The organism is Acidovorax sp., from assembly GCF_021287135.1.
Classification (GTDB): Bacteria; Pseudomonadota; Gammaproteobacteria; order Burkholderiales; family Burkholderiaceae_C; genus Acidovorax.
The window spans coordinates 12,529-35,278 of sequence record NZ_JAJTBB010000008.1 but is presented as its reverse complement, the minus strand read 5'-3'; the positions used below and the strand labels follow the sequence as shown (position 1 = coordinate 35,278).

Sequence of the window (22,750 nt, the reverse complement as noted above, 5' to 3'; positions counted from 1 at the left end):
CGCACCGCCACAATGGGCGGGTGCTGAAACCAAACTCCCCCACCCCGCTTTTCCGCCCCGGCGCTGCGGCCGCCTCGACCTTAGCGACTGCTACCGCCGCGCTGCTGGCAGCCCTGGCGCTCTCTGGCTGCGACCGCGCCACATCGTCCAAGCCGCCCGTGGCACCCGAAGTGGCCGCCGCCGCCGAGGCCGCGCTGGACGCCCTGGCCGCCGCCTGCGCCCGCGCCGTGGAGGCCCGCCAGCCCACCGTGCAGCCCACGGGCGACGGCCGCTGGACCGTGCACGGCTACAGCGCCGCCCTGGTGCAGCGCGACGTCACCACCACCGATTCCCCCATCACTCCGCTGCTGGGCAAGATCGTGGTGAAGGACAACGAGGCCCAGGCCACCGCGCCCAGCGAGGCCGATGCGCGCGCCATCATCCTGTCGCCCGTGCACCTGGTGGCCAACCGCACGCACACCTTCATCTACCGGTTTGACGGCCAGCGCTGGCAGTGGGCCAACGGCTCGCGCACCACCAAGGCGCCCTCGCAAAGCGACACCACCGTGCCGCTGGAGCGGGCCGAGCTGGCCGCCCCGGGCAGCGACTTCGCGGCCTGCCTGCCGCAGTAACGCGCAGGGGCAGCGGGCTCGAACGCTCTGCTATTGATAGCTGCTCGCGCTTGCCAGACAATCGCCAGAGGCACTTTTTGCCCCAAATCTACCAAGCCGTCCACTGCCCTTGCAGCGCCCGGCGCGCCAGCAAAAAGGTGGCCGCGTTCCAGCTCTGGCCGGCCATGCCGCCCGGCTGCAACGAGCGGCCGTGGAACCACTCGGTAAACCGCCAGTCGCCCAGCGCGTTCAACTCGGCCAGCCGGGCCAGTTCGGTCCAGCCCTTGTTGCGCAGCCCCAGCTTGGCCAGCGCCATCACCCAGAATCCGCCCACAAAGGGCCAGATGCCGCCGTTGTGGTACTGGTACATCAGGTTCTGCCGGTGCCGGCCCATGTAGGGCCGCCACTGCGGGTCGTCCTGCGACAGGGGGTGCAGCACTACACGCACGGGATAGGGATCGCTGGCGTGGGCCGCCAGCACGGTGTGCACGATGCTGTGCGCCATGGCCTCGTCGGCCAACCCGCACTGGATGGCCAGCAGATTGCCGAACACGTCCCCTTCGTGCCCGGCCACGGCCAGGTTCACAAAGCTCAGGTACAGCCCCCGGTCGTTGCGCCCCCGGCGCGCGTAGTGCTGCAGCAGCCGCGCGCGGTGGTACTGGTGCAGGTCGCGCTGAAAGGGGTTGAACAGGTGGTTGAAGTGGTGGTGCGTGTCCTGCGCGTGCTCCAGGGCAAAACGGCGCTTGACGTCGTACCACAGCGCGTTGGTGTACAGCACGTAACCCGAGCGCGGCATGATGTCCGCCCAGTCGCTGGCCTCGTTCTGCTGCAGCAGCCGAAAGCGCTGGTGCTCCTGGGCCAGCAGCCACGCCAGAGCGCGCGCCACGCCGTCAGCCCAGCGGTCGCTGCCCACCTTGCCGTGGCGGCGCACGTGGTCCACCGCGATCAGCCACCACAGCGTGGCGTCGATGCAGCCCAGGTACCAAAAGTCGGCATCGCGCCCTTCCGGGTCCACATACTTGGGAATCTGGCCGTTGGGGGCCTGCTGCGCGGCCAGCGCGTCCAGGCTGGCCACGGCGCCCTCTTCCAGCGCCGGCACGCCGCTGCCGCACATGGCCATCACGCAGATGGCCGCGTCGCGCCCGAAGATGCGGGTGTAGCGGCGCGCCACCGCCTGCGGAGTGCGGCTGGCGGCCAGGATGCCGTGCGGCGTAAGGTTGCTCTCGAGCAACGCGAGCGAGGCCTCGCAGCACGTGTCGACCAGGGTGAGCGCAGAGGCATCCAACGCGTGGTTTTTCTTCGGCATGCCGCAAGCCTAGCGCCGCCGGGGCGCGCGTGACCATAAGACCCGTTCCCCATTAAGGGAACAAACTGAAGCCGGTTCCCCGGCCCCCCGCGTCCAGGCGCAGCGCCCGGGCCAGGCGCCACGGCGCCCCCGGTCGCGGCAGCGCGCACCCCAGGGCCGCTGGCTTGCTCCACTGTTCATGGCCGCCAGCGCTTTTTTTCAGCGCTGGGCGGCATGGGGCCCTCGCCCGCCCTCACAGCTTGGCGATCGACACCTCCGTGGACTTGATCAGCGCGACCACATCGGAGCCCACGACCAGGCCCAGGTCGTCCACCGAGCGGGTGGTGATGACGGAAGTGACGATGCCCCAGGGGGTCTCGACATCGACCTCGGAGACGACGTCGCCGCGGATGATCTCGCGCACTTTGCCCTTGAACTGGTTGCGAACGTTGATGGCTTGGATGGACATGAGGGTTCTCCTTGAAAAGTCCGTTGAAAAAATAAAGAGGAATTCAGGACGCTAGCAACGCGTGGCAGCGCCCGAAAGCGGCGCGCTCCCCGCCAGGGCCACCGTGGAACTGGCTTTGCCAGGCCACCGGTGGCGCCCCCCTCCCGCAGGAGAGGGGGAAGGCGCGAAGCGACTCAGGGGGTGCATACCGCCTACACCGCCCAGCGCAGCCCGTGCGCGGGTACGCCGGGCCAGGTGGGCTCGGGCTGCGGCTCGGCGCCGGGCTTTTGCAGCACGCGGTCGAGGATGCGTTGCTCCAGTTGCGCAAAGCCTGCATCGCCGTGCGCGCGCGGGCGCGGCAGGGCGATGCGCTGGTCCAGCGCGATCTGGCCGTCTTCGACCAGCACCACGCGGTCGGCCAGGGCCACGGCCTCCTGCACGTCGTGGGTGACGAGCAGCGCGGTGAAGCCCGACTGGCGCCACAGGCCTTCGATGAGGCGGTGCATCTCGATGCGGGTGAGCGCGTCCAGCGCGCCCAGCGGTTCATCGAGCAGCAGCAGGCGCGGGCTGTGCACCAGCGCGCGTGCCAGGGCCACGCGCTGGCGCTGGCCGCCGGACAGGCGTGCGGGCCACTCGCCCAAGCGGTCGCCCAGGCCCACGCGCGCCAGCACGTCGGCCGCCGCACCGCGCTGCGCGGGCGGCAGGCCCAGGGCCACGTTGTCCAGCACGCGCTTCCAGGGCAAGAGGCGCGCGTCCTGGAACATGATGCGGGTGCTGCCGCTTTGCAGGCCCGCCACGCTGGCGCCGTCGATGCGGATCTCGCCGGCCGTTGCCGGCTCCAGCCCCGCCACCAGGCGCAGCAGCGTGCTCTTGCCGCAGCCGCTGCGGCCCACGATGGCGACAAACTCGCCGGGCTCGATCACCAGCTCGGTTTTCTTGAGCACGTCGCGCGCGCCGTAGCGCTTGTCCACGCCGTGCACTTCCAGGCGCACGCCCTGGGCTTGTGGAGATGATTTATGGGTCAAAATGGCCTCCTGCGCTTATCCATCAAGCGCCAGCAGCTATAAAAATGTGAGTAATTGCGCGCGATGGCGGCACTGGGCGCGACCCCATGCGAGGGACGCCGCGCAAGGGCCGCCCCGCCGCGCTGGCGTCGTCCTCCTGCCCGCATCGCGCAGCGATGCGAGAGCGGGGGGGAAGGCGCGCAGCGCCTCAGGGGGGTGTCACGTTTGATACCCAGGATGCCAGCGCAGCCAGTAGCGCTCCAAGCCCTTCGCAAAAACATCCGCCAGCTTGCCCAGCAGCGCGTACAGCAGGATGCCTACCAGCACGATGTCGGTCTGCAGAAACTCGCGCGCATTCATCGTGAGGTAGCCGATGCCCGCCTGCGCCGAGATGGTCTCGGCCACGATCAGGATCACCCACATCAGCCCCAGCGAGAACCGCAGGCCCACCAGGATGCTGGACAGCGCCCCGGGCAGGATGATCTGGCGGTACAGCTGCCAGCGGCCGAGGCCGTAGGTGCGGCCCATCTCGATCAGCCCCGGGTCCACGTTGCGGATGCCGTGGAAGGTGTTGAGGTAGATGGGGAAGAACACCGACACGCTGATGAGAAACAGCTTGGCCGACTCGTCGATGCCGAACCACAGGATGACCAGCGGGATCAGCGCCAGCGCCGGGATGTTGCGCACCATCTGCAGCGTGGAGTCCAGCAGCGTCTCGAACAGCTTGATGGAGCCGGTGAGCAGGCCCAGCAGCAGCCCCAGGCCGCCGCCAATCGCCAGCCCGGTCAAGGCCCGGCCGGCGCTGACCTTGACGTGCGTCCACAGCTCGCCCGACGCAGCCAGCGCCCACGCAGCGCGCACCACGTCCAGCGGCGCGGGCAGCACGCGGGTGGAGAGCCAGCCTTGCGACGACGCCACCTGCCACAGCACGACCAGCCCCATGGGCACGGCCCAGGGCAGCAGGCGCTGCGCGATCTGCCGGGCGAGGCGCGCCACGGATGCGGGCACCCAAGGGCCTGCGATGGGCAGGTCCACCGTGTCGGCCAGCGGGGATATCTGAAGTTCTCTAACGGTCTGGTTCATGGGATGGCTTCCGGTGGAGATGCAAGCTGGTCAGCTCTGCGATGCACGCGGCACAAAATCGTTGGCCACGGTTTCGCCAAACGGACCCAGCGGGTTGCCGAACAAGGGGTTGCCGCTGGCGAGCTGGTTGCGCAGCGGCAAGGGCAGCAGCGGGAACACCAGCTCGGCAAAGCGGTAGGCCTCGTCCAGGTGCGGGTAGCCCGAGAGCACGAAGGTGTCCAGCCCCAGCGCGGCGTATTCCTGGATGCGCGCGGCCACGGTCTGCGGGTCGCCCACCAGGGCCGTGCCCGCACCGCCGCGCACCAGGCCCACACCGGCCCACAGGTTGGGGCTGATTTCCAGGTCCTTGCGGGTGCGCTTGACCCCTTGGTTGTGCAAGGCCGCCATGCGCCGCTGGCCCTCGGAGTCCATGCGCGCAAACACGGCCTGGGCGCGCACCACGGTGTCGTCATCGACGTGGCGGATGAGTTCTTCGGCGGCGGCCCAGGCCTGCTCATCCGTCTCGCGCACGATGACGTGCAGGCGGATGCCGAACTTGACGGTGCGGCCATGCTTGGCGGCACGGGCGCGCACGTCGGCGACTTTCTTTGCCACCTCGGCCGGCGGTTCGCCCCAGGTCAGGTAGGCCTCCACCTGCTCGGCCGCCAGGTCGTGCGCGGCGGGCGACGAGCCGCCAAAGTACACCGGCGGGTGCGGCTGCTGCACCGGCGGGAAGAGCAGCTTGGCGCCCTTCACGGCCAGGTGCTTGCCTTCAAAGTCCAGGCTTTCGCCGCGGTGGCTGCGCGTGAGGATTTCGCGCCAGATGCGGATGAACTCGGCCGATTGTTCGTAGCGCGTGGCGTGGTCCAGAAACACGCCGTCGCCCTCCAGCTCGGCCTGGTCGCCGCCGGTGACCAGGTTGATGAGCAGGCGCCCGCCCGACAGCCGGTCGAACGTGGCCGCCATGCGCGCGGCCAGCGCAGGCTGGTGCAGGCCGGGCCGCACGGCCACCAGGAACTTGAGGTTGCGCGTGACGGGCAGCAGGCTGGCCGCCACCACCCACGGGTCTTCGCACGAGCGGCCGGTGGGGATGAGCACGCCTTCATAGCCCAGGCTGTCGGCCGCCACGGCCACCTGCTTGAGGTAGTCGTGGTTGAGCTGGCGCGCGCCCTTGGCGGTGCCGAGGTAACGGCTGTCGCCGTGGGTGGGGATGAACCAGAAAATTTTCATGGGTGATTGCCTCGAAGGGTGGGTATGAAGGCCGCGGCCAAGTGGAAACGGACCGTTCGGGCTGAGCTTGTCGAAGCCGTGCGCGACGCTTCGACAGGCTCAGCGTGAACGGATTGAAGGGGGGGCGGAGTCAAAGCGCACTCAAGACCGCGCCGCCGCCGCCAGCTGCGCAGCCGCCGGCCGCCACACGATGTCGGCCACGTTCACGGGTTTGGGGATGAGGCCGAGCTTGAAAAACGCATCGGCCACGCGCTGCTGGTCGGCCACGGTGTCGTGGCTCAGCAGGCCCACGGGCGACGCGGGGCGGCGCTGGATGAACAGGCTCACCACCCCCGCGTCCAGCCCGCTGAAGTCGGCAATGAGCTTGATCGCGTCCTTGCGCGCCTCTTGCGCCAGGCGGTCGGCGCGGCTGAGTTCCTCGAACAGCACGCGCAACACCTGGGGATGGGCCTGCACGAAGGGGCGCGCCGCCAGGTAGAACGAGTTGTTGCTGCTGGCCAGGTCACGGCCGGTTGCAAGCACACGGGGCTGAATGGCCAGCTCGGTCGCCGCGTAGAACGGGTCCCAGATGGCCCAGGCGTCCACGCTCTTGCGCTCGAACGCGGCGCGTGCATCGGCCGGGGCCAGGTACACGGGCTGGATGTCGGTCCATTGCAGGCGGGCGCGCTCCACGGCACGCACCAGCAGGTAGTGCGCGCTGCTGCCCTTTTGCACGGCGATGCGGCGGCCCTTGAGGTCGGCCAGGGTGCGCAGGGGCGAATCCTGCAGCACCAGCAGGGCCGAGCTGTCGGGCTTGGGCGGCTCGGCGCCCACGTAGAGCAGGTCTTTGTCGGCGGCCTGCGCAAACACGGGCGGCGAGTCGCCCGTGAGGCCAAACTCCAGGCTGCCGACCGACAAGGCTTCGAGCAGCTGCGGCCCGGCCGGAAACTCCAGCCAGCTCACCCGCGTGCCGGGAAAGCGCTTTTCCAGCACGCCCTGCTGCTTGAGGATGACGAGGTTGACGGCGGACTTCTGGTAGCCGATGCGCAGTTGTTCGGGGCCGGGCGCGGCCGGACTTTGCGCATGGGCATAGCGGCTGGCCAGCGCCCAGTGAAAGGCGGTGACGCCCAGCAGCTGCAGCGCGCGGCGGCGCTCGGGGCTCAGGGGAAGGTGGGCCATGGTGACTCCTTGCAATGCGTGGACCTGGGCCTCAAAGATCCACCGGCGCGGCGTGCAGCAGGTTGAGCGGCTTGGGGATGAGCTTGAGGTCGTAGAACGTGTCGGCAATCGCCTGCTGCTCGGCCAGGATCTCGCGGGTGACGGGCGCGGTGCCGAAGCGGGCGCGGTTCAGGTACAGCGCGGTGATGGATTTGTCCAGGCCCAGCACGGCCGACAGCTCGGCCGCGGCGGCGTCCTTGTTCCTGGACGCCCAGGTGTCGATGGCGTTGACCTCTTCGATGGCGATACGCAGCACATCGGCGTTCCGGGTGGCGAACTCGCGCGAGGTGAAGTAGTAGGCGCGGTTGTTCACCACGCCCGTGGCGTCGGCCAGCAGCCGGGCGTCCAGCGTCTTTTGCGCGGCGGCGAGGAAGGGGTCCCAGATGATCCAGGCGTCCACCGCGCCTTTTTCAAAGGCCGCCCGCGCGTCGGCCGGGGCCAGGAAGACGGACTGCACGTCGCCGTATTTCAGGCCCTGCTTTTCCAGCAGCTTGACCAGGAAGTACTGCACGTTGGAGCCCTTGTTGTAGGCCACGCGCTTGCCCTTCAAGTCCGCCACGCTGCGGATGGGCGAATCCTTGGGCACCACCACCGCCTCCAGCGCGGGGCGCGGCACGGTGGCGCCGGCATAGACCAGCGGCGCGCCGGCGGCCTGGGCAAAGATGGGCGGGGCCTCGCCCACGTCGCCAAAGTCAATGGAGCCGACGTTCAGCGCTTCGAGCTGCACGGGGCCGGCATTGAATTCGGTCCAGGTCACTTTCACGCCCAGCGGGGCCAGGCGCTTTTCCAGCGTGCCGCGGCCCTTGAGGATGGAGAGCCAGCCTTTTTGGTGACCCACGCGCAGCACGCGGGCCGGCGCCTGGGCCCAGGCCTGGGGTGCCAGGGTGGTGGCAGCGGCGGCGGTGCCTGCGGCCAGCAGCTGGCGGCGCTGCAGGGAGAAACGGGCAAGTTCGTTCATGGTGCGGTTCCAGAGGCAAAAGGGTGAAAGAGCGTCCGATGGGCTGGCAGCAGGCGGCACACCGCCCTGCCCGCGCACCCGGCGCAGCAAAAAATCAAAAAGGGATGGGAACGAAGGCGGGCATGGGCGCTGCGTGATCGCAGCGCCCATGCCGTCAGACGCTACATCGCACCTGCGAGAACGGCACCGGCGCAAAGCGCGTGGCCTGGGCGGGCGATGGGCGCAGGGTCTCGGTCACCAGCACATGGACGGCGTCGTCCAGCCGCGCGGCAATGTCGGCCTGCAGGTGGTAGCCGCCCTCGGGCGACAGCGTGACCTGGGCATCGGTGGCATAGATGCCCGGCAGGATGCTCTTGGCGCCCAGCGACTGCAGCACGGGGCGCAGCGCGTAGTCCAGCGCCAGCATGTGGTGCGGGCTGCCGCCCGTGGCCAGGGGCAGCACCGTCTTGCCCTTCAGAGCCGTCTGCGGCAACAGGTCCAGGAAGACCTTGAGCACGCCGCTGTACGCCGCCTTGTAGACGGGCGTGGCCACCACCAGCACGCTGGCGTCGGCCACCTGGTCGATGGCGTTCACCACCGTGGGGTGGCCAAAGTCGGCCAGCAACAGGGCCTGGGGCGAGAGGTCGCGGATGTGGATGCGGTCCACCAGGGCGCCGCGCACTTGCAGGCGCTGGGCCACGGCGTCCAGCAAGGCGGCGGAGCGGGAGCGCTCGGAGGGGCTGCCGGCAATCAACAAGGCGGACATAGCGTTCCTTTACTACTGTTTTGATAGCTGCTAGCGCTTTATGGATAAGCGCTAGAGGCCGATTTGGCTTGATTTTTTACCCATCTCAGAAGGGGGCATCAGCCTGCACACCCGCAGCGGCGCTGGGGTTGACCCCCTCTCCCCTCGCGGGAGAGGGTTGGGGAGAGGGGGCCTGCACCCGCGCTGCGCCCGTTTCACCCCCCCTCTCCCCGGCCCTCTCCCACCAGGGGAGAGGGGGTGGGAGCCATCGGAGATCGGTGCCTGAGCGGGCGCTCTTGTCCTTACTTCCGCGTATAGATCTGGTCGAAGCTCGCGCCGTCCGCAAAGTGCTCCTTGGCCGCCTTGTCCCAGCCGCCAAACGCATCGTTGATGGTGAACAGGTTCAGCTTGGGGAACTGCTTGGCGTACTTGGCCTGGGCTTTTTCCGAGACAGCGGGGCGGTAGAAATGCTTGCCCGCGATGTCCTGGCCTTCTTCGGTGTACAGGTATTGCAGGTACGCCTCGGCCACGGCGCGCGTGCCCTTCTTGTCCACGTTCTTGTCGACCACCGTCACGGCGGGCTCGGCCAGGATGGAGATCGACGGGGCAACGACGTCAAACTTGGCGCCGAACTCTTTTTCCAGCAGGTAGGCCTCGTTCTCCCAGGCAATCAGCACATCGCCCTGGTTGCGCTGCGCAAAGGTGATGGTGGAGCCGCGCGCACCGGTGTCCAGCACGGGCACATTGCCGTACAGCTTGGCGACGAAGTCCTTGGCTTTGGCATCGCTGCCGTACTTGCGCTTGGCAAACTCCCACGCCGCCAGGTAGTTCCAGCGCGCGCCGCCCGAGGTCTTGGGGTTGGGCGTGATCACGCTGATGCCGGGCTTGACGAGGTCGTCCCAGTCCTTGATGCCCTTGGGATTGCCCTGGCGCACCACCAGCACGATGGTCGAGGTGTAGGGCGAGCTGTTGTGCGGCAGGCGCTTTTGCCAGTCTTTCGGAATCCAGCCACCGTTGGCGTGCAGCGCATCGGTGTCGCCCGCCAGGGCCAGCGTGGCCACATCGGCCTCCAGCCCGTCGATGATGGACCGCGCCTGCTTGCCCGAGCCGCCGTGGCTTTGCTTGATGGTCACGTCCTGGCCCGTCTTGGCCTTCCAGTGCTTGGCAAAGGCCTGGTTGAAATCCACGTACAACTCGCGCGTCGGGTCGTACGAAACATTGAGCAGGGTCACCGACTGCGCCAACGCTGGCAATGCCGTCAGGGCCAAACCGCCGACCAGGGCGGCAGCGAGAGGAAACTTGATAAAGTCGCGGCGAAAGTTCACGGAGGGCCTCTTTTTTGGAAATGGGTTGCGGTGCGGAACACCGATGCAACGCATTCTGAAAGCCCCTCCTCAAAACTGGAACTACTGAGATTTCAGTTCTTTATATCCAAAACATCTGTGCAGGCCCTCGCTGGCCGGCTCCTCTTTTTTCTCATCATTCCAAGGAACCCCCATGGCACGCACCGTTCAATGCATCAAGCTCGGCAAGGAAGCCGAAGGCCTCGACTTTCCGCCCTACCCCGGTGAACTGGGCAAGCGCATCTGGGAAAACGTGAGCAAGGAAGCCTGGGCCGGTTGGCTCAAGCACCAGACCATGCTGGTGAATGAGAACCGGCTGAATCTGGCGGACGCGCGCGCTCGCCAGTACTTGGCGCGCCAGATGGAGAATCACTTTTTTGGCGGCGGCGCAGACGCTGCGGCGGGCTACGTCCCGCCCAGTGCGTAACGCAGTGAAGCACTGCAAAAAGTGGTTTCTGCAAAATCACTTCTTTGGCGGCGGCGCAGACGCCGCGGCGGGCTACGTCCCGCCCAGCCAGTGATCTAGCACAACCGCCCGCACCCCGGATTCCGGTACAAAACAGCCCCAACACGGCGCCCTGGTGGCGCCCTTTCTTTTTCTGAGTTGCGCGCAACCCCATGTCCGAGTCCATCCACTGGCTGCCCGACGGCACCCCCTACAGCCCGCGCTTTGGCGACCGCTACCACAGTGAAAACGGCGGGCTGGACCAGGCCCGCAAGGTGTTCCTGCAAGGCTGCGGCCTGCCGGCGGCCTGGGCGGGGCAGCCCCAGTGGCGCGTGCTGGAAACCGGGTTTGGCTTCGGGCTCAACTTTCTCGTCACCTGGGCCGCATGGCGGGCCGACGAGCACCGCCCCCGACTGCTCCACTTCGTGTCGACCGAAGCTTGGCCGGTCAGCGCGGCAGACCTGCTGCGCGCCACCGCTGCCCACCCCGAGCTGGCCCCCTTGGCCGAGCAGCTGCACGCCCAATGGTGGGGCCTGCTGCCCGGCGTGCACCGGCTCGCGTTTGAAGACGGCCGCGTGCTGCTCACGCTGTACATCGGCGATGCGCAAGCCATGCTGCGCCAGCAGGCACCCACGGCGGACTCGGTGTACCTGGACGGGTTCAGCCCCTCGGTCAACCCCGAGATCTGGAGCGCCCACACCCTCAAGGCGGTGGCTCGCTGCTGCCGCCGGGGCACGCAGTTGGCCACCTGGACCATCGCCCGCGCCGTGCGCGACGCCCTGGCCGAATGCGGCTTTGAGGTGCACCGCGTGCCCGGGGTGCCGCCCAAGCGCGACAACCTGCACGCCACCTACAACCCGGCGTGGGATCCGCGGCCCCGCATCGCCTCCCTCCCCGAAACCACCCCCGCCGCCAGCGCGCAGGCCCGCCACTGCCTGGTGATTGGCGGCGGCCTGGCCGGCGCGGCCACCGCGGCCAGCCTGGCGCGCCGGGGCTGGCAGGTGCGAGTGCTCGACGAGGCGCCGGAGCCTGCCGCCGGCGCCTCGGGCCTGCCGGCAGGGGTGTTTGCGCCCCATGTGTCGCCCGACGATGCCGTGCTGTCGCGCCTGTCCCGCAGCGGGGTGCGCTTCACGCTCCAGCAGGCCCGCCAACGCCTGCAGGCCGGGCTTGACTGGGGGCCCACGGGCGTGCTGGAGCACCGCACCGATGGCAGCCCCGGCCTGCCCGCCGACGGGCAGGACGGCCCGGGCGCCGACTGGAGCACCTCCGCCCCCCCAGCCGCCCGCGAGCAGGCCGGCTTGCCCGCCGAGGCTGTGGCCTGCTGGCACCTCCAAGGCGGCTGGATACGCCCGCCCCGAATGGTGCAGGCGCTGCTGCGCGAGCCCGGCGTGGCCTGGCACGGCCGCTGCCACGTGGCCAGCCTGCGCGCCGTGCCCGTCCCCCTGCCAGGCGATGCCCCTGCCAGCGCGGGCGCCCCCATCGAGTGGCAGGTGCTGGACGCCCAGGGCCAGGTGCTGGCACAGGCCCCCCTGGTGGTGATTGCCGCGGGGGCCGGCAGCCCCACCCTGCTGGCCGACCGCTGGCCGCTGCAACCTGTGCGCGGGCAGGTTTCCTGGGGGCGCTACCCGGCGCACCAGCCGCCACCCGCGCCGTTTCCGGCCAACGGCCACGGCAACCTCGTGCCGTCGTTCGGCTGCGGGGACGACGCCCCCAGCCCCGCGGGCGACGCCCCCGAGCGCGGCTGGATCATGGGCTCCACCTTTGAGCGCGGCGTGACCACCCTGCCCGCCAGCGCCGCAGACCAGCTTGCGGCGCACCGGCTGCACTGGGACAAGCTGCAAGCCCTTGCGCCCGCAGCGGCCCGCGCGCTGGCGCCCCGCTTCCACCAGGCCCTCCAGGCCCGGCCCGCCGCCGGGGACAACGGTGGCACCGAGCCCGCCGTCGAACACTGGGCCGCCGTGCGCTGCACCGCCCCGGACCGGCTGCCCATCGTGGGGCCGGTGGATGCCCAGACGCTGCCCGGCCTGTGGGTGTGCACGGCCATGGGCGCGCGGGGCCTGACCCTGGCCTTGCTGTGCGGCGAACTGCTGGCCGCCCGCGTCAACGCCGAACCGCTGCCCCTGGACGCCAAGCTGGCCCGCGCCCTGGCCAGCGAGCGCATGTGACCTCTGCGGGCGCAGCCTGCCACACCCCAGCAGGCTGCCCCTGCGCCCCGGGCTGGAGGCGCGCCGGCCCCTGCTTATACCGATATTTGCATATTCGAAGCACAAAACAATAGTTTGCTTCCATAAGAAGCCCCTCTACATTCGCCGCCATGCATGAATTGGCGTTTGTCTTCGCGGGGTTTGCGGTGGGCCTGATCGTCGGGCTCACCGGGGTGGGCGGCGGCTCGCTGATGACGCCCGTGCTCATCTTCTTCTTCGGCATCAAGCCCCACCTGGCCATCGGCACCGACCTGCTGTTTGCCGCCTTCACCAAGCTGGGCGGCACCGTGAGCATGGCGCGCCAGCGCCTGGTGCCCTGGCGCGTGGTGGCGCAGCTGTGCGCCGGCAGCATCCCGGCCGCCCTGCTGGCCCTGTGGGCGCTGCGGGTGCTGGGCCCGGCCAGCGCGCAGGCCCAGCACATCATGACCACCACGCTGGGCTTTGCCCTGCTGCTGACGGCGGCCGCCACGCTCTACAAGGTGGTGGCCTTCTCGCGCGAACGCCAGGCGGCCGACCAGGCCCGCCGCGCCGGCAGCGACACCCAGGCCACCCGCCCCCGCCACTGGAGCCTGCCCGTGCTGCTGGGCGCCGTCATCGGCACGCTGGTCACGTTCACCTCGGTGGGCGCGGGCGCCATCGGCGTCACGGTGCTGCTGCTGGTCTACCCCCTGCTGCCGCTGCCGCGCATCATCGGCGCCGACATCGCCTACGCCGTGCCGCTGACGCTGGTGGCCGGCCTGGGCCATGCCACGCTGGGCTCGGTGGACTGGCCTTTGCTTGCACAATTGCTGGCGGGCTCGCTGCCCGGCATCTGGCTGGGCTCGCGCCTGGTCACCCGCACGCCCGAGCGCGTCATTCGCTCCGCCCTCTCCCTGCTGCTCGCCTGGGCGGGCTTCAAACTGATTCTGATCTGAGTTGCTCCACGATGTACCAATACACCGACTTTGACCGCCAATTCATCCGCCTGCGGGCCGAGCAGTTCCGCGACCAGCTGGAGCGCTGGCAGGCCGGCAAGCTGACCGAAGAGCAGTTCCGCCCGCTGCGCCTGCAAAACGGCTGGTACGTGCAGCGCTACGCGCCCATGCTGCGCGTGGCCGTGCCGTACGGCGAGCTCTCCAGCGCCCAGCTGCGCGTGCTGGCCCGCGTGGCCCGCGAATACGACCAGCCCGAGCCCGCCCTGCTGGCCGAGGCCCAGGCCACGCAAGAGAAGCTGGGCGAGATCCCGCTGGCCGACGGCCGGCGCATCGGCACCCGGCTGAAGTACGGCTACGGCCACTTCACCACGCGCACCAACGTGCAGTACAACTGGATCCCGCTGTCCAAGGCGGCCGACGTGATGGACCTGCTGGCCACCGTGAACCTGCACGGCATCCAGACCAGCGGCAACTGCATCCGCAACATCAACAGCGACGCGCTGGCCGGCATTGCCGCCGACGAGATCGCCGACCCGCGCCCGTTCACCGAGATCCTGCGCCAGTGGAGCACGCTGCACCCCGAGTTCTCGTTCCTGCCGCGCAAATTCAAGGTGTCCATCAACGGCGCGCGTGAAGACCGCGCCGCACTGGGCTGGTACGACGTGGGCCTGCAGCTGGTCAAGAACAACGCGGGAGAGCTGGGCTTCAAGGTGCGCGTGGGCGGCGGCATGGGCCGCACCCCCACCATCAGCCCGGTGCTGCGCGAGTTCCTGCCCTGGAACCAGCTCATGAACTACCTGGAGGCCGTGATCCGCGTGTACAACCGCTACGGCCGCCGCGACAACAGCTGGAAGGCCCGCATCAAGATTTTGGTGAAGGCCGAGGGCCAGGCGTATGTGGACCAGGTGGAAGAAGAGTTCCGCCAGATCGTCGAAGTGGAGGGCGGGCCCCACACCATCACCCAGGCTGAATACGACCGCGTGGCCGCCAACTTCCGCGAGCCCGCGCTGGACCTCTCGCCCGCCAACGCCGAGGCTGAAACCCTGGCCTTGCTGCGCACCGCTGCGGAGGAGGACAAGGACTTCGGCCGCTGGCTGCAGCGCAACGTGCTGCCCCACCGCCACCCGCAGCTGCGCGCCGTGATGCTGTCGTTCAAGCGCCTGGGCTACGCCCCCGGCGACGCCACGGCCGAGCAGATGGAAGCCGCCGCCGATCTGGCCGACCGCTTCTCCGCCGGCGAAATGCGCGTGACGCACGAGCAAAATCTGCTTTTGCCCTGGGTGCGCCGCGACCAGCTGCCCGCGCTGTACCAGGCCGCCAAGGCCCTGGGCCTGGCCAAGCCCAACATCGGCCTTTTGACCGACATGATCGCCTGCCCCGGCGGCGACTTCTGCTCGCTGGCCAACGCGCGCAGCCTGCCGATTGCCGAGGCCATCACCGAGCGCTACCAGGACCTGGACGAGCTGTGGGACCTGGGCGAGATCGACCTGCACATCAGCGGCTGCATCAACAGCTGCGGCCACCACCACAGCGGCCACATCGGCATCCTGGGTGTGGATAAAGACGGCAAGGAGTGGTACCAGATCACGCTGGGCGGGGCCGATGGCTCCGACCTCTCGGGCCCCGCCACGCCGGGCAAGATCATCGGCCCCTCGTTCAGCGCCGCCGAGGTGCCGGGCGTCATCGAAGCCCTGCTGGACACCTACCGCGCCGAGCGGCAGTTGCTGGCAAGCGACGCCGACGGGCCGCGCTACGAGCACTTCATCGACACGGTGCGCCGTGTCGGCCTCGACCCCTTCAAGGCCGCCGCCAATGCCGCGCGCCACCCCGCTGAAACCGAAGCCGCCTGAAGGCTCTGCACACCATGAAAATCATCGCTTCCCACGAGCACGTGGCCAGCCCCGCGGGCCAGAAGGTCCTTGAACTGCCCAACGACGCCAACCCGTTCGACCTGGACCTGGCGGGCGTGGACCGCATCGACCTGCAGTTCCCCAAGTTCACCGACGGCCGGGCCTTCAGCCAGGCCCGCCTGCTGCGCGGGCGTCTGAAGTTTGCCGGCGAGCTGCGCGCCACCGGCGACGTGCTGATCGACCAGCTGGTGCAAATGGCGCGCTGCGGCTTTGACGTGGCCGTGCTGCGCGAAGGCCTGGACATGGCCGACGCCCAGCGCCAGTTCGACCGCTTCAAAGCCTTTTACCAGGGCGACGTGACGCACCCCCTGCCCCACTTCCGCGAGGCCGCCTGATCATGAATGCCCGAGACCCCCATGCCATGAACAACGACACCATCGACCTCGCCCGCATCAATGCCGACCTGGGCCGCAATGCGCCCGGCCTGGTCGAATGGGCCCTGGGCCTGGGCCAGCCCACCATCGTCACCACCAACTTCCGCCCGTTTGAAGCCGTGATCCTGCACATGGTGTCGCAGGTGAACCCCGACGTGCCCGTGGTGTGGATGGACAACGGCTACAACACCGAAGCCACCTACCGTTTTGCCGACGAGGTGACCCAGCAGCTGGGGCTGAATCTCAAGATCTACCTGCCGCTGCGCTCGCGCGCCCACCGCGAGGCCGTGGACGGCCCCACGCCCGCGCTGGATGACCCGCGCCATGCCGCCTTCACCGAAGAAGTGAAGCTCGAGCCCTTTGCCCGCGCCCTGCGCGAGACCGCGCCCAAGGTCTGGTTCACCGCCCTGCGCGCCACCGACACCGCCGTGCGCGCGCAGATGGACCCCGTGAGCATCAACCCCGACGGCCTCATCAAGGTGGCGCCGCTGCTGCACTGGTCGTCCAAGGACCTGCACGAATACTGCGTGAAGCACGGCCTGCCCAACAACTTCGACTACGTGGACCCAACCAAGGGCGAAGACAACCGCGAGTGCGGTTTGCACTTGGCCCATTGACCCGCCGGAGCCGACATGAACGCCCGCACCGACGCCACGCTGCTGCAAGAGAACAAGAACAACCACAACAACATGAGCTACCACCTCAACAACTCGCACCTGGATGCGCTGGAGGAAGAAACCATCTTCATCCTGCGCGAAGTCGCCGCCGCCTTCGAGCGCCCCGCCCTGCTGTTCTCGGGCGGCAAGGATTCGCTGGTGATGCTCAAGTGCGCCGAGAAGGCGTTTGGCGCAGGCCGCATTCCCTACCCGCTCTTGATGATCGACACGGGCCACAACTTCCCCGAAGTGACCGACTTCCGCGACTTCCGCGCGAAGGAGCTGGGCGCCGAACTGATCGTGCGCAGCGTGGAGGATTCGATGGCCCGTGGCACCGTGCGCCTGGCCCACCCGGGCGAGAGCCGCAACGTGCACCAGTCCGTGACGCTGCTCGAAGCGATCGAGGAATTCCGCTTTGACGCGCTGATCGGCGGCGCCCGCCGCGACGAGGAAAAGGCCCGCGCCAAGGAACGCATCTTCTCTCACCGCGACAGCTTCGGCCAATGGCAGCCCAAGGCCCAGCGCCCCGAGCTGTGGACGCTGTTCAACACCCGCCTGCAGCCCGGCGAGCACTTCCGCGTGTTCCCCATCAGCAACTGGACCGAGCTGGACGTGTGGCAGTACATCGACCGCGAGCAGATCGGCCTGCCCAGCATCTACTACACGCACAAGCGCCAGGTGGTGGACAAGAAGGGCCTGCTGATGCCCGTGACCGAGCTGACGCCGCCGCGCGACGGCGACGTGGTGGAAACGCGCGACGTGCGCTTTCGCACCGTGGGCGACATCACCTGCACCGCGCCGGTGGAAAGCACGGCGGCCACCCCGGCCGAGATCGTCATCGAAACCCTGGCCGCCGACGTGAGCGAGCGCGGGGCCACGCGCATGGATGACAAGACCAGCGATGCGTCGATGGAAAAGCGCAAGAAAGACGGGTATTTCTGATGACAAACACTACCAATTCGATAGCTGCCAGCGCTTATCCAGTAAGCGCTGGAGCCCCAAATGACCCTATCTCTGCCCTCAAGTTCATCACCTGCGGTAGCGTGGACGATGGCAAGAGCACCCTCATCGGCCGCCTGCTGGTGGACAGCAAGGCCGTGCTGCAAGACCACCTGGCCGGCGTGCAGCGCCAGGGCGAGACCGACCTGGCCCTGCTGACCGACGGCCTCAGCGCCGAGCGCGAGCAAGGCATCACCATCGACGTGGCCTACCGCTACTTCGCCACCGAAGAGCGCAAGTTCATCATTGGCGACGCGCCGGGCCACGAGCAGTACACCCGCAACATGGTGACGGCCGCCAGCAGCGCCGACGCCGCCGTGGTGCTGGTCGACGCCACCAAGCTCGACTGGAAGAACCCCGGCCTGGCCCTGCTGCCGCAGACTCGCCGCCACAGCCTGCTGGTGCACCTGCTGCGCGTGCATTCGCTGGTGTTTGCCGTCAACAAGCTCGACGCGGTAGAAGACCCGGCGCTGGCCTGGAAGCACATCCAGGGCGCGCTGCAAGCCTTTGCCCAGGCAGCCGGCATCACCGTGCGCGCCACGGTGCCCGTGTCTGCCCTCAAGGGCTGGAACGTGGTCGATGCCCATGCCGGCTGGTGCGGCTACACCGGCCCCACGCTGCTGCAGGTGCTGGAAGAGCTGCCCAACACCCCCGCCGACACGGCGCTGGCCCCGGCCTTCCCGGTGCAGTGGGTGGAGAAGTTCTCCTCCTCGTCCGACACCTCCCAGGGCCGCCGCGTGTTCTGGGGCCGCGTGGCTGCAGGCACCTTCGCGCCCGGCACCGCCGTGCAGATCTTCCCCAGCGGCCAGCTGGCCACGGTGGCCCAGGTGCTGGACCACGCCCGCCGGCCCAAGGACGTGCCCGCGGGCACCAGCGCCGGCATCATCCTCGACCGCGAGGTGGACGTCTCGCGCGGGGACTGGATCCTGGCCGCGCCCACGGCCGCTGCAGCGCCTGCTGCCGACGACGACTTTGGCGACACGCCCACCGCCACGCCCGCATGGCCTGCGAGCCGCGAACTGCGCACCACCATCGCCTGGATGGACGACGAGCCCCTGGTCGCCGGCCGCGTGTACTGGGCGCTGCACGGCCACCGCTGGGTCAAGGCCAAGGTGAAAGCCGTGGTGCACAAGCTCAACATCAACACCCTGGCCGAAGAGCCCGCCACGCAGCTGGGCCCCAACGCCATCGGCCATGTGGAACTGCTGCTGCAGGAGGCCCTTCCCGCCGCGCCGTTCACCCAGGCCCGCGTGCTGGGCTCGCTGATCCTGGTGGACACCGCCAGCCACAAAACGGCGGGCGCCGTGCTGGTCAATTGACCCGAAACTGATCCAGATCAGCCCCCGCGCGCCCCAGACACCCCTTCGCCGCAAGGGGCCCTGTAACCAAAGGTCGGTGAAAGCTTTTAAAATCGAGGGTTTTCACCGACCCACACAACTCCTGTCATGACCCACGTCGTTTCCGAAAACTGCATCAAGTGCAAGTACACCGATTGTGTGGACGTGTGCCCCGTGGACTGCTTCCGCGAAGGCCCGAACATGCTCGTCATCGACCCCGACGAGTGCATCGACTGCGCCGTGTGCATCCCCGAGTGCCCGGCCAACGCCATCTTTGCCGAAGAAGACCTGCCCGCGGACCAGATCGCCTTCATCAAGCTCAACGCCGACCTGGCCTTTGCCGACGGCTGGAAGAGCATCACCAAGCGCAAGCCCGCGCTGCCCGACGCGGACGAGTGGAACGGCAAGCCGGGCAAGATCGCCGACTTGATTAAGTGATCCCCCTGAGCCGCTTCGCGCCATCCCCCAAGGGGGACGCCACCAGTGGCCTGGCAAAGCCAGTTCCACGGTGGCACTGGTCTTTGGCAGCGCCCGTTTCGGGCGCTGCGCGCGTGGCTTGCGCATGATCCAAGAAACCGATGCCGTCGTCATCGGCGCAGGCCCCGTGGGCCTGTTCCAGGTCTTCCAGCTGGGCCTGCAGGGCATCAACGCCCACCTCATCGACGCCCTGCCCCATGCGGGAGGCCAGTGCGTGGAGCTGTACGGCGACAAGCCCATCTACGACATCCCCGGCATCCCCGTGTGCACCGGGCGCGAGCTGGCGGCCCTGCTGCTGAAGCAGATTGCCCCTTTCAAAACCCAGTGGCACCTGAACACCCTGGTGTCCGCCCTCACCGTGCAGGCCGACGGGCGCCTGCGGGTCGAAACCACGCAGGGCGCGCAGCTGCTGGCCCGCACCGTCTTCATCGCCGCCGGCGTAGGCGCCTTTGTGCCGCGCACGCTCAAGGTCGAAGGCATTGAGCCGTTCGTGGGCAGCCAAGTGCACTACCAGCGCGTGCCCGCCAGCGTAGAAGTGGCCGGCCGCCATGTGGTCGTGCACGGCGGCGACGAGCCCGCCGTGGCGCTGGCCGTGGAACTGGCCGAGCAAGGCGCGGCCGCCCGGGTGAGCCTGCTGCACCGCCGCGACGTATTCCAGGCGCCCGATGCCCTGCTGCAGCGCCTGCAGCAGCTGCGCGACGCCCAGCGCCTGCACGTCGAAGCCGCGCAGATCACCGGCATCGAAACCGCGGGCACCCGGCTCACCGCCCTGCTGGTGGTAGACCCCGACGGCAGCACCCGCCCCCTGGCGCTGGACCTGCTGGTTCCCGTGCTCGGCATCTCCCCCCGCCTCGGCCCCATCGCCGACTGGGGCATCGCCATGGACCGCAAACAACTGGTGGTGGACACCGAAGCCTTCCGCACCAGCGTGCCCGGCATCTACGCCGTGGGCGACATCAACACCTACCCCGGCAAGCGCAAGCTGATCCTCTGCGGCTTCCACGAAGCCACACTGGCCGCGTTTGGCGCGGCAGAGGCGCTCAAGGGGGACAAGGTGGCGCTGCAGTACACGACGACCAGTCCTAGGCTGCATCAGTTGTTGGGGGTGGCGCCTGCCCCTTCAGCTGCTGCTTGAGGCCAGCTCAGATGGCGATGCATCCCACCCGGCGAGCAACAACCGGATAGTTGCCACAAGCAACCAAATCAGAATGTGGTCTCAGGAGGATTGCTATGGACAAGGAGTTGATTCGGGAGGTGGCAAACGCAGTGTTCATGCAAGAACTACTGACGAACTGGCATATCTACGCGCTGATGGCCTGCATGTGGCTGATATTCAAATTTCTGGACGCTCTTGTAGGGCCATATGTAACCAGACGCGCGGAAGCACTGGCGACAAAGGTTGACTTCGAGAACGCCATGTTGCAGATAACAGCTACAACAAAGGCCACGGAAGCAATACGTATTCAGATTACCAAGACTGATTGGCTCGACAAAGAATGGCGGACCATCCGACGCGTGAAGCTGGAAGAGCTTCTCATTTCAGCGAATAGGATGCGGGACTACATAACGAATCTCCGTATCGACAACAAAGTCGACATTGCCAGCGACTCGTCTGACACTCTTACGACACTGTGCGCCCTGTACTTCCCTGAACTCAGGCCGGAGGTAGTCGATCTTTTCGAAACACATAAAGAGTTTTCGACATTTCACTTGGACTGCCAAAAGCTCTGGCTTGAGGCCATTTCAGCGGGAAATCAGGAGGCAGTCGATACCGTACTCACGACCTGCAAAACGGGAAGCCAAAACTACTACGGCATATTTCTTCATCGCTACTATGCATTGGAGCAAGCTGCATCGTCGTTAATGCAGCGCATTGCACATCAAGAAAACAAGAGGGAGCAAGACCCACCAATCATCGCCTAGCGGCGCCTGCATTGCGACAACTTGAGCAAATAGTCAAACTCTCAAGAATCAGGTTTTTGAGATTCCTTACCAGAAGCCGATCTCGTCGTTACTGGTGTTTGGCGAGTTTGCCAAAGTCGAACTGGTTCATCTTGCTCGTAGAATCGCAGCGCGCTCCGCTTGAGGCGCAATGGGGGCGTCCTTCGCTGATATCAGTTAGGGGCTGAGATCACGCCCCTCGAACCTGTTGCCTGCATCGTTTCTTTGCAGGCTTGAGTTCATCCTCGCGCAGGGAAGCACGTCCGCTTCGACCTAGCCCTGAATGAAATGACTTTTGGGTGCACTGGCGGACCGCCCCTGCTCTGTACTGCCACGGAGTCATCCATGTCCTCATCCCCCGCCGCGCCCACCACCAACGAAGCGCTGGCCCCTGTGCCCCCTGACCGCCGCGTCTTCCAGTGGCACGACCACGCCTCGCTCTGGTTCAGCCTGGGCGTGGGGCTGCTGGTGATGCAGGTGGGCGCGTACCTGATGCCTGCGCTGGGCACGCAGGAGGCGCTGGTTGCCATCGTGGCCGGGTCCATCGTGGGTGCGGGCCTGCTGGGCTGGGTGGCCAAGTTGGGGGCCGACAGCGGGCTGGCCAGCGCGGGCCTGATGCACGCGGTGTACGGCCGCACGTTTGCGGGTCTGCCCATCCTCCTGAACATCGTGCAGCTGGTGGGCTGGGGCACGTTTGAGCTGGTGGTGATGCGCGATGCCACCGTGGCCATCGGCCGGCAGTCGGGCGCCATGGCGGGTGCCCACTGGCCCGTGCTGGCCACGCTGCTGTGGGGAGGCGTGGTGATGCTGCTGATCAGCGGCTCGATGGTGCAGCTGGTGCGCAAGCTGATTGCGCGGGTGGCGCTGCCGCTGGTGGTGCTGTCGCTGCTGTGGCTGTCGTGGCAGTTTTTGTCGCTGGCGCAGGCGCAAGGGTTTGAAGCGCTGTGGACGCGCAAGGGCGAAGGCGGCATGGGCATGCTGCCCGCGCTGGACCTGGTGATTGCCATGCCCATCTCGTGGCTGCCGCTGGTGGCCGACTATGCGCGGCACGGCAAGAGCGGCGGCGCCGCGCTGCGCGGCACCTGGGCGGGCTATGCGCTGGCCAACATGTGGTGCTATGCGCTGGGCGTGCTGGTGGCGCTGACGCTGCCCAGCCAGGACCTGGTGCAGGCGCTGCTGCTGGCCCAGGGCGGGCTAATTGCGCTGTCGCTGATCCTGATCGATGAGGTGGACAACGCCTATGGCGACGCGTATTCGGGCGCCGTGTCGGCCCACAGCCTGCTGCCGCGCTGGAGCGTGCGCCGCTGGGGCCTGGGCGTGGCGGTGGTGTGCACCGCCCTCGCGCTGGTGCTGCCCATGCACAGCCTGGAGCCATTCCTGCTGCTGCTCAGCTCGGTGTTCGTGCCGCTGTTTGGCGTGATCCTGGGGCGGCTGGCATTCGGTGCCGATGCCGCCGCGCTGGTGGCGCGTGCGCCCGCCGTGCAGGCGGTGCCGGTCGCCATCTGGCTGGCGGGGGTGGCGGTGTACCACCTGGCGCCCAAGGTGGCGGCGGATGCAGGCTCGGCCCTGCCCGCGCTGGCGTTCAGCCTGGTGCTGGCCTGGGCCACGCAGCCGCGGGCTGCCGCCTAGTTGCTCCTTTTTCGATAGCTGCC

Annotated in this window: 22 protein-coding genes; 13 read left to right on the top strand and 9 right to left on the bottom strand. The window is 68.0% G+C overall.

The window, feature by feature from the left end; genetic code table 11:
• Nucleotides 1-20: 20 nt before the first annotated feature.
• Nucleotides 21-611: a hypothetical protein gene (locus LWW96_RS01725; RefSeq protein WP_291483942.1), complete on the top strand. Its 591-nt coding sequence runs from the start codon at nucleotides 21-23 to the stop codon at nucleotides 609-611.
• 88 nt (nucleotides 612-699) lie between these two features.
• Here LWW96_RS01725 and LWW96_RS01720 read toward each other — a convergent pair whose 3' ends face one another.
• The 9 genes from LWW96_RS01720 to LWW96_RS01680 form a co-directional block, all read right to left on the bottom strand.
• Nucleotides 700-1,896 carry a glycoside hydrolase 100 family protein gene (locus tag LWW96_RS01720; RefSeq protein ID WP_291483941.1) on the bottom strand — a complete coding sequence of 399 codons (1,197 nt, stop codon included), beginning with the start codon at nucleotides 1,894-1,896 and terminating at the stop codon, nucleotides 700-702.
• Nucleotides 1,897-2,128: 232 nt separating this feature from the next.
• Nucleotides 2,129-2,344 (bottom strand): molybdopterin-binding protein, encoded by a 216-nt coding sequence (locus tag LWW96_RS01715; protein WP_291483940.1) that lies wholly within the window; start codon nucleotides 2,342-2,344, stop codon nucleotides 2,129-2,131.
• Between the two features lie 191 nt (nucleotides 2,345-2,535).
• Nucleotides 2,536-3,348, bottom strand: coding sequence for an ATP-binding cassette domain-containing protein (locus tag LWW96_RS01710; RefSeq protein ID WP_291483939.1), 813 nt, complete (start codon nucleotides 3,346-3,348; stop codon nucleotides 2,536-2,538).
• Nucleotides 3,349-3,546: 198 nt separating this feature from the next.
• Nucleotides 3,547-4,410, bottom strand: coding sequence for an aliphatic sulfonate ABC transporter permease SsuC (gene ssuC, locus LWW96_RS01705; protein WP_291483938.1), 864 nt, complete (start codon nucleotides 4,408-4,410; stop codon nucleotides 3,547-3,549).
• Between the two features lie 30 nt (nucleotides 4,411-4,440).
• Nucleotides 4,441-5,619, bottom strand: a complete 1,179-nt coding sequence (gene ssuD / locus LWW96_RS01700; protein WP_291483937.1) for an FMNH2-dependent alkanesulfonate monooxygenase — start codon at nucleotides 5,617-5,619, stop codon at nucleotides 4,441-4,443.
• Between the two features lie 141 nt (nucleotides 5,620-5,760).
• Nucleotides 5,761-6,777 (bottom strand): sulfonate ABC transporter substrate-binding protein, encoded by a 1,017-nt coding sequence (locus LWW96_RS01695; protein WP_291483936.1) that lies wholly within the window; start codon nucleotides 6,775-6,777, stop codon nucleotides 5,761-5,763.
• 31 nt (nucleotides 6,778-6,808) lie between these two features.
• Complete coding sequence (locus LWW96_RS01690) at nucleotides 6,809-7,774, bottom strand: sulfonate ABC transporter substrate-binding protein (RefSeq protein ID WP_291483935.1); 966 nt, start codon at nucleotides 7,772-7,774, stop codon at nucleotides 6,809-6,811.
• Between the two features lie 154 nt (nucleotides 7,775-7,928).
• Nucleotides 7,929-8,519 (bottom strand): NADPH-dependent FMN reductase, encoded by a 591-nt coding sequence (ssuE, locus tag LWW96_RS01685; RefSeq protein ID WP_291483934.1) that lies wholly within the window; start codon nucleotides 8,517-8,519, stop codon nucleotides 7,929-7,931.
• A 281-nt stretch (nucleotides 8,520-8,800) separates the two neighbouring features.
• Complete coding sequence (locus tag LWW96_RS01680) at nucleotides 8,801-9,823, bottom strand: sulfate ABC transporter substrate-binding protein (protein WP_291483933.1); 1,023 nt, start codon at nucleotides 9,821-9,823, stop codon at nucleotides 8,801-8,803.
• A gap of 172 nt (nucleotides 9,824-9,995) precedes the next feature.
• Between LWW96_RS01680 and LWW96_RS01675 the strand changes: the two genes are divergently transcribed.
• The 12 genes from LWW96_RS01675 to LWW96_RS01620 all read left to right on the top strand — a co-directional run bounded on the left by LWW96_RS01675 (nucleotide 9,996) and on the right by LWW96_RS01620 (nucleotide 22,727).
• Nucleotides 9,996-10,268: an oxidative damage protection protein gene (locus LWW96_RS01675; protein WP_087745509.1), complete on the top strand. Its 273-nt coding sequence runs from the start codon at nucleotides 9,996-9,998 to the stop codon at nucleotides 10,266-10,268.
• 191 nt (nucleotides 10,269-10,459) lie between these two features.
• Entirely contained in the window at nucleotides 10,460-12,451 is a 1,992-nt protein-coding gene (gene mnmC / locus LWW96_RS01670; RefSeq protein ID WP_291483932.1) for an FAD-dependent 5-carboxymethylaminomethyl-2-thiouridine(34) oxidoreductase MnmC, read from the top strand.
• Between the two features lie 149 nt (nucleotides 12,452-12,600).
• Complete coding sequence (locus LWW96_RS01665; protein ID WP_291483931.1) at nucleotides 12,601-13,404, top strand: sulfite exporter TauE/SafE family protein; 804 nt, start codon at nucleotides 12,601-12,603, stop codon at nucleotides 13,402-13,404.
• 11 nt (nucleotides 13,405-13,415) lie between these two features.
• Nucleotides 13,416-15,254: a nitrite/sulfite reductase gene (locus LWW96_RS01660; protein ID WP_291483930.1), complete on the top strand. Its 1,839-nt coding sequence runs from the start codon at nucleotides 13,416-13,418 to the stop codon at nucleotides 15,252-15,254.
• 14 nt (nucleotides 15,255-15,268) lie between these two features.
• Nucleotides 15,269-15,649: a DUF934 domain-containing protein gene (locus LWW96_RS01655; protein WP_291483929.1), complete on the top strand. Its 381-nt coding sequence runs from the start codon at nucleotides 15,269-15,271 to the stop codon at nucleotides 15,647-15,649.
• A 26-nt stretch (nucleotides 15,650-15,675) separates the two neighbouring features.
• On the top strand, nucleotides 15,676-16,305 hold the full coding sequence (locus LWW96_RS01650; protein WP_291483955.1) for a phosphoadenosine phosphosulfate reductase family protein: 630 nt from the start codon (nucleotides 15,676-15,678) through the stop codon (nucleotides 16,303-16,305).
• A gap of 15 nt (nucleotides 16,306-16,320) precedes the next feature.
• Nucleotides 16,321-17,286 (top strand): sulfate adenylyltransferase subunit CysD, encoded by a 966-nt coding sequence (cysD, locus tag LWW96_RS01645; protein ID WP_291483928.1) that lies wholly within the window; start codon nucleotides 16,321-16,323, stop codon nucleotides 17,284-17,286.
• Nucleotides 17,286-18,662 carry a GTP-binding protein gene (locus LWW96_RS01640; protein WP_291483927.1) on the top strand — a complete coding sequence of 459 codons (1,377 nt, stop codon included), beginning with the start codon at nucleotides 17,286-17,288 and terminating at the stop codon, nucleotides 18,660-18,662. The genes cysD and LWW96_RS01640 overlap by 1 nt, the downstream gene beginning before the upstream one ends.
• Before the next feature lie 126 nt (nucleotides 18,663-18,788).
• Complete coding sequence (fdxA, locus tag LWW96_RS01635; RefSeq protein WP_291483926.1) at nucleotides 18,789-19,118, top strand: ferredoxin FdxA; 330 nt, start codon at nucleotides 18,789-18,791, stop codon at nucleotides 19,116-19,118.
• A 124-nt stretch (nucleotides 19,119-19,242) separates the two neighbouring features.
• Nucleotides 19,243-20,292, top strand: a complete 1,050-nt coding sequence (locus tag LWW96_RS01630; protein WP_291483925.1) for an NAD(P)/FAD-dependent oxidoreductase — start codon at nucleotides 19,243-19,245, stop codon at nucleotides 20,290-20,292.
• Nucleotides 20,293-20,387: 95 nt separating this feature from the next.
• The gene (locus LWW96_RS01625) at nucleotides 20,388-21,080 is read left to right on the top strand and encodes a hypothetical protein (protein ID WP_291483924.1); all 693 of its coding nucleotides are present in this window, start codon (nucleotides 20,388-20,390) and stop codon (nucleotides 21,078-21,080) included.
• Between the two features lie 363 nt (nucleotides 21,081-21,443).
• Nucleotides 21,444-22,727, top strand: coding sequence for a cytosine permease (locus tag LWW96_RS01620; RefSeq protein ID WP_291483923.1), 1,284 nt, complete (start codon nucleotides 21,444-21,446; stop codon nucleotides 22,725-22,727).
• Nucleotides 22,728-22,750 lie beyond the last annotated feature (23 nt).

Excerpts from the sequence above, each read along its gene's own strand:
- LWW96_RS01695 (WP_291483936.1), bottom strand. The coding sequence starts at position 6,777 with ATGGCCCACCTTCCCCTGAGCCCCGAGCGCCGCCGCGCGCTGCAGCTG.
- ssuC (WP_291483938.1), bottom strand. The coding sequence starts at position 4,410 with ATGAACCAGACCGTTAGAGAACTTCAGATATCCCCGCTGGCCGACACG.
- ssuD (WP_291483937.1), bottom strand. The coding sequence starts at position 5,619 with ATGAAAATTTTCTGGTTCATCCCCACCCACGGCGACAGCCGTTACCTC.
- LWW96_RS01630 (WP_291483925.1), top strand. The coding sequence starts at position 19,243 with ATGATCCAAGAAACCGATGCCGTCGTCATCGGCGCAGGCCCCGTGGGC.
- LWW96_RS01640 (WP_291483927.1), top strand. The coding sequence starts at position 17,286 with ATGACAAACACTACCAATTCGATAGCTGCCAGCGCTTATCCAGTAAGC.
- LWW96_RS01665 (WP_291483931.1), top strand. The coding sequence starts at position 12,601 with ATGCATGAATTGGCGTTTGTCTTCGCGGGGTTTGCGGTGGGCCTGATC.
- LWW96_RS01690 (WP_291483935.1), bottom strand. The coding sequence starts at position 7,774 with ATGAACGAACTTGCCCGTTTCTCCCTGCAGCGCCGCCAGCTGCTGGCC.
- LWW96_RS01720 (WP_291483941.1), bottom strand. The coding sequence starts at position 1,896 with ATGCCGAAGAAAAACCACGCGTTGGATGCCTCTGCGCTCACCCTGGTC.
- cysD (WP_291483928.1), top strand. The coding sequence starts at position 16,321 with ATGAACGCCCGCACCGACGCCACGCTGCTGCAAGAGAACAAGAACAAC.
- LWW96_RS01650 (WP_291483955.1), top strand. The coding sequence starts at position 15,676 with ATGAACAACGACACCATCGACCTCGCCCGCATCAATGCCGACCTGGGC.
- LWW96_RS01715 (WP_291483940.1), bottom strand. The coding sequence starts at position 2,344 with ATGTCCATCCAAGCCATCAACGTTCGCAACCAGTTCAAGGGCAAAGTG.
- mnmC (WP_291483932.1), top strand. The coding sequence starts at position 10,460 with ATGTCCGAGTCCATCCACTGGCTGCCCGACGGCACCCCCTACAGCCCG.
- LWW96_RS01625 (WP_291483924.1), top strand. The coding sequence starts at position 20,388 with ATGGACAAGGAGTTGATTCGGGAGGTGGCAAACGCAGTGTTCATGCAA.
- ssuE (WP_291483934.1), bottom strand. The coding sequence starts at position 8,519 with ATGTCCGCCTTGTTGATTGCCGGCAGCCCCTCCGAGCGCTCCCGCTCC.
- fdxA (WP_291483926.1), top strand. The coding sequence starts at position 18,789 with ATGACCCACGTCGTTTCCGAAAACTGCATCAAGTGCAAGTACACCGAT.
- LWW96_RS01675 (WP_087745509.1), top strand. The coding sequence starts at position 9,996 with ATGGCACGCACCGTTCAATGCATCAAGCTCGGCAAGGAAGCCGAAGGC.
- LWW96_RS01620 (WP_291483923.1), top strand. The coding sequence starts at position 21,444 with ATGTCCTCATCCCCCGCCGCGCCCACCACCAACGAAGCGCTGGCCCCT.
- LWW96_RS01660 (WP_291483930.1), top strand. The coding sequence starts at position 13,416 with ATGTACCAATACACCGACTTTGACCGCCAATTCATCCGCCTGCGGGCC.
- LWW96_RS01655 (WP_291483929.1), top strand. The coding sequence starts at position 15,269 with ATGAAAATCATCGCTTCCCACGAGCACGTGGCCAGCCCCGCGGGCCAG.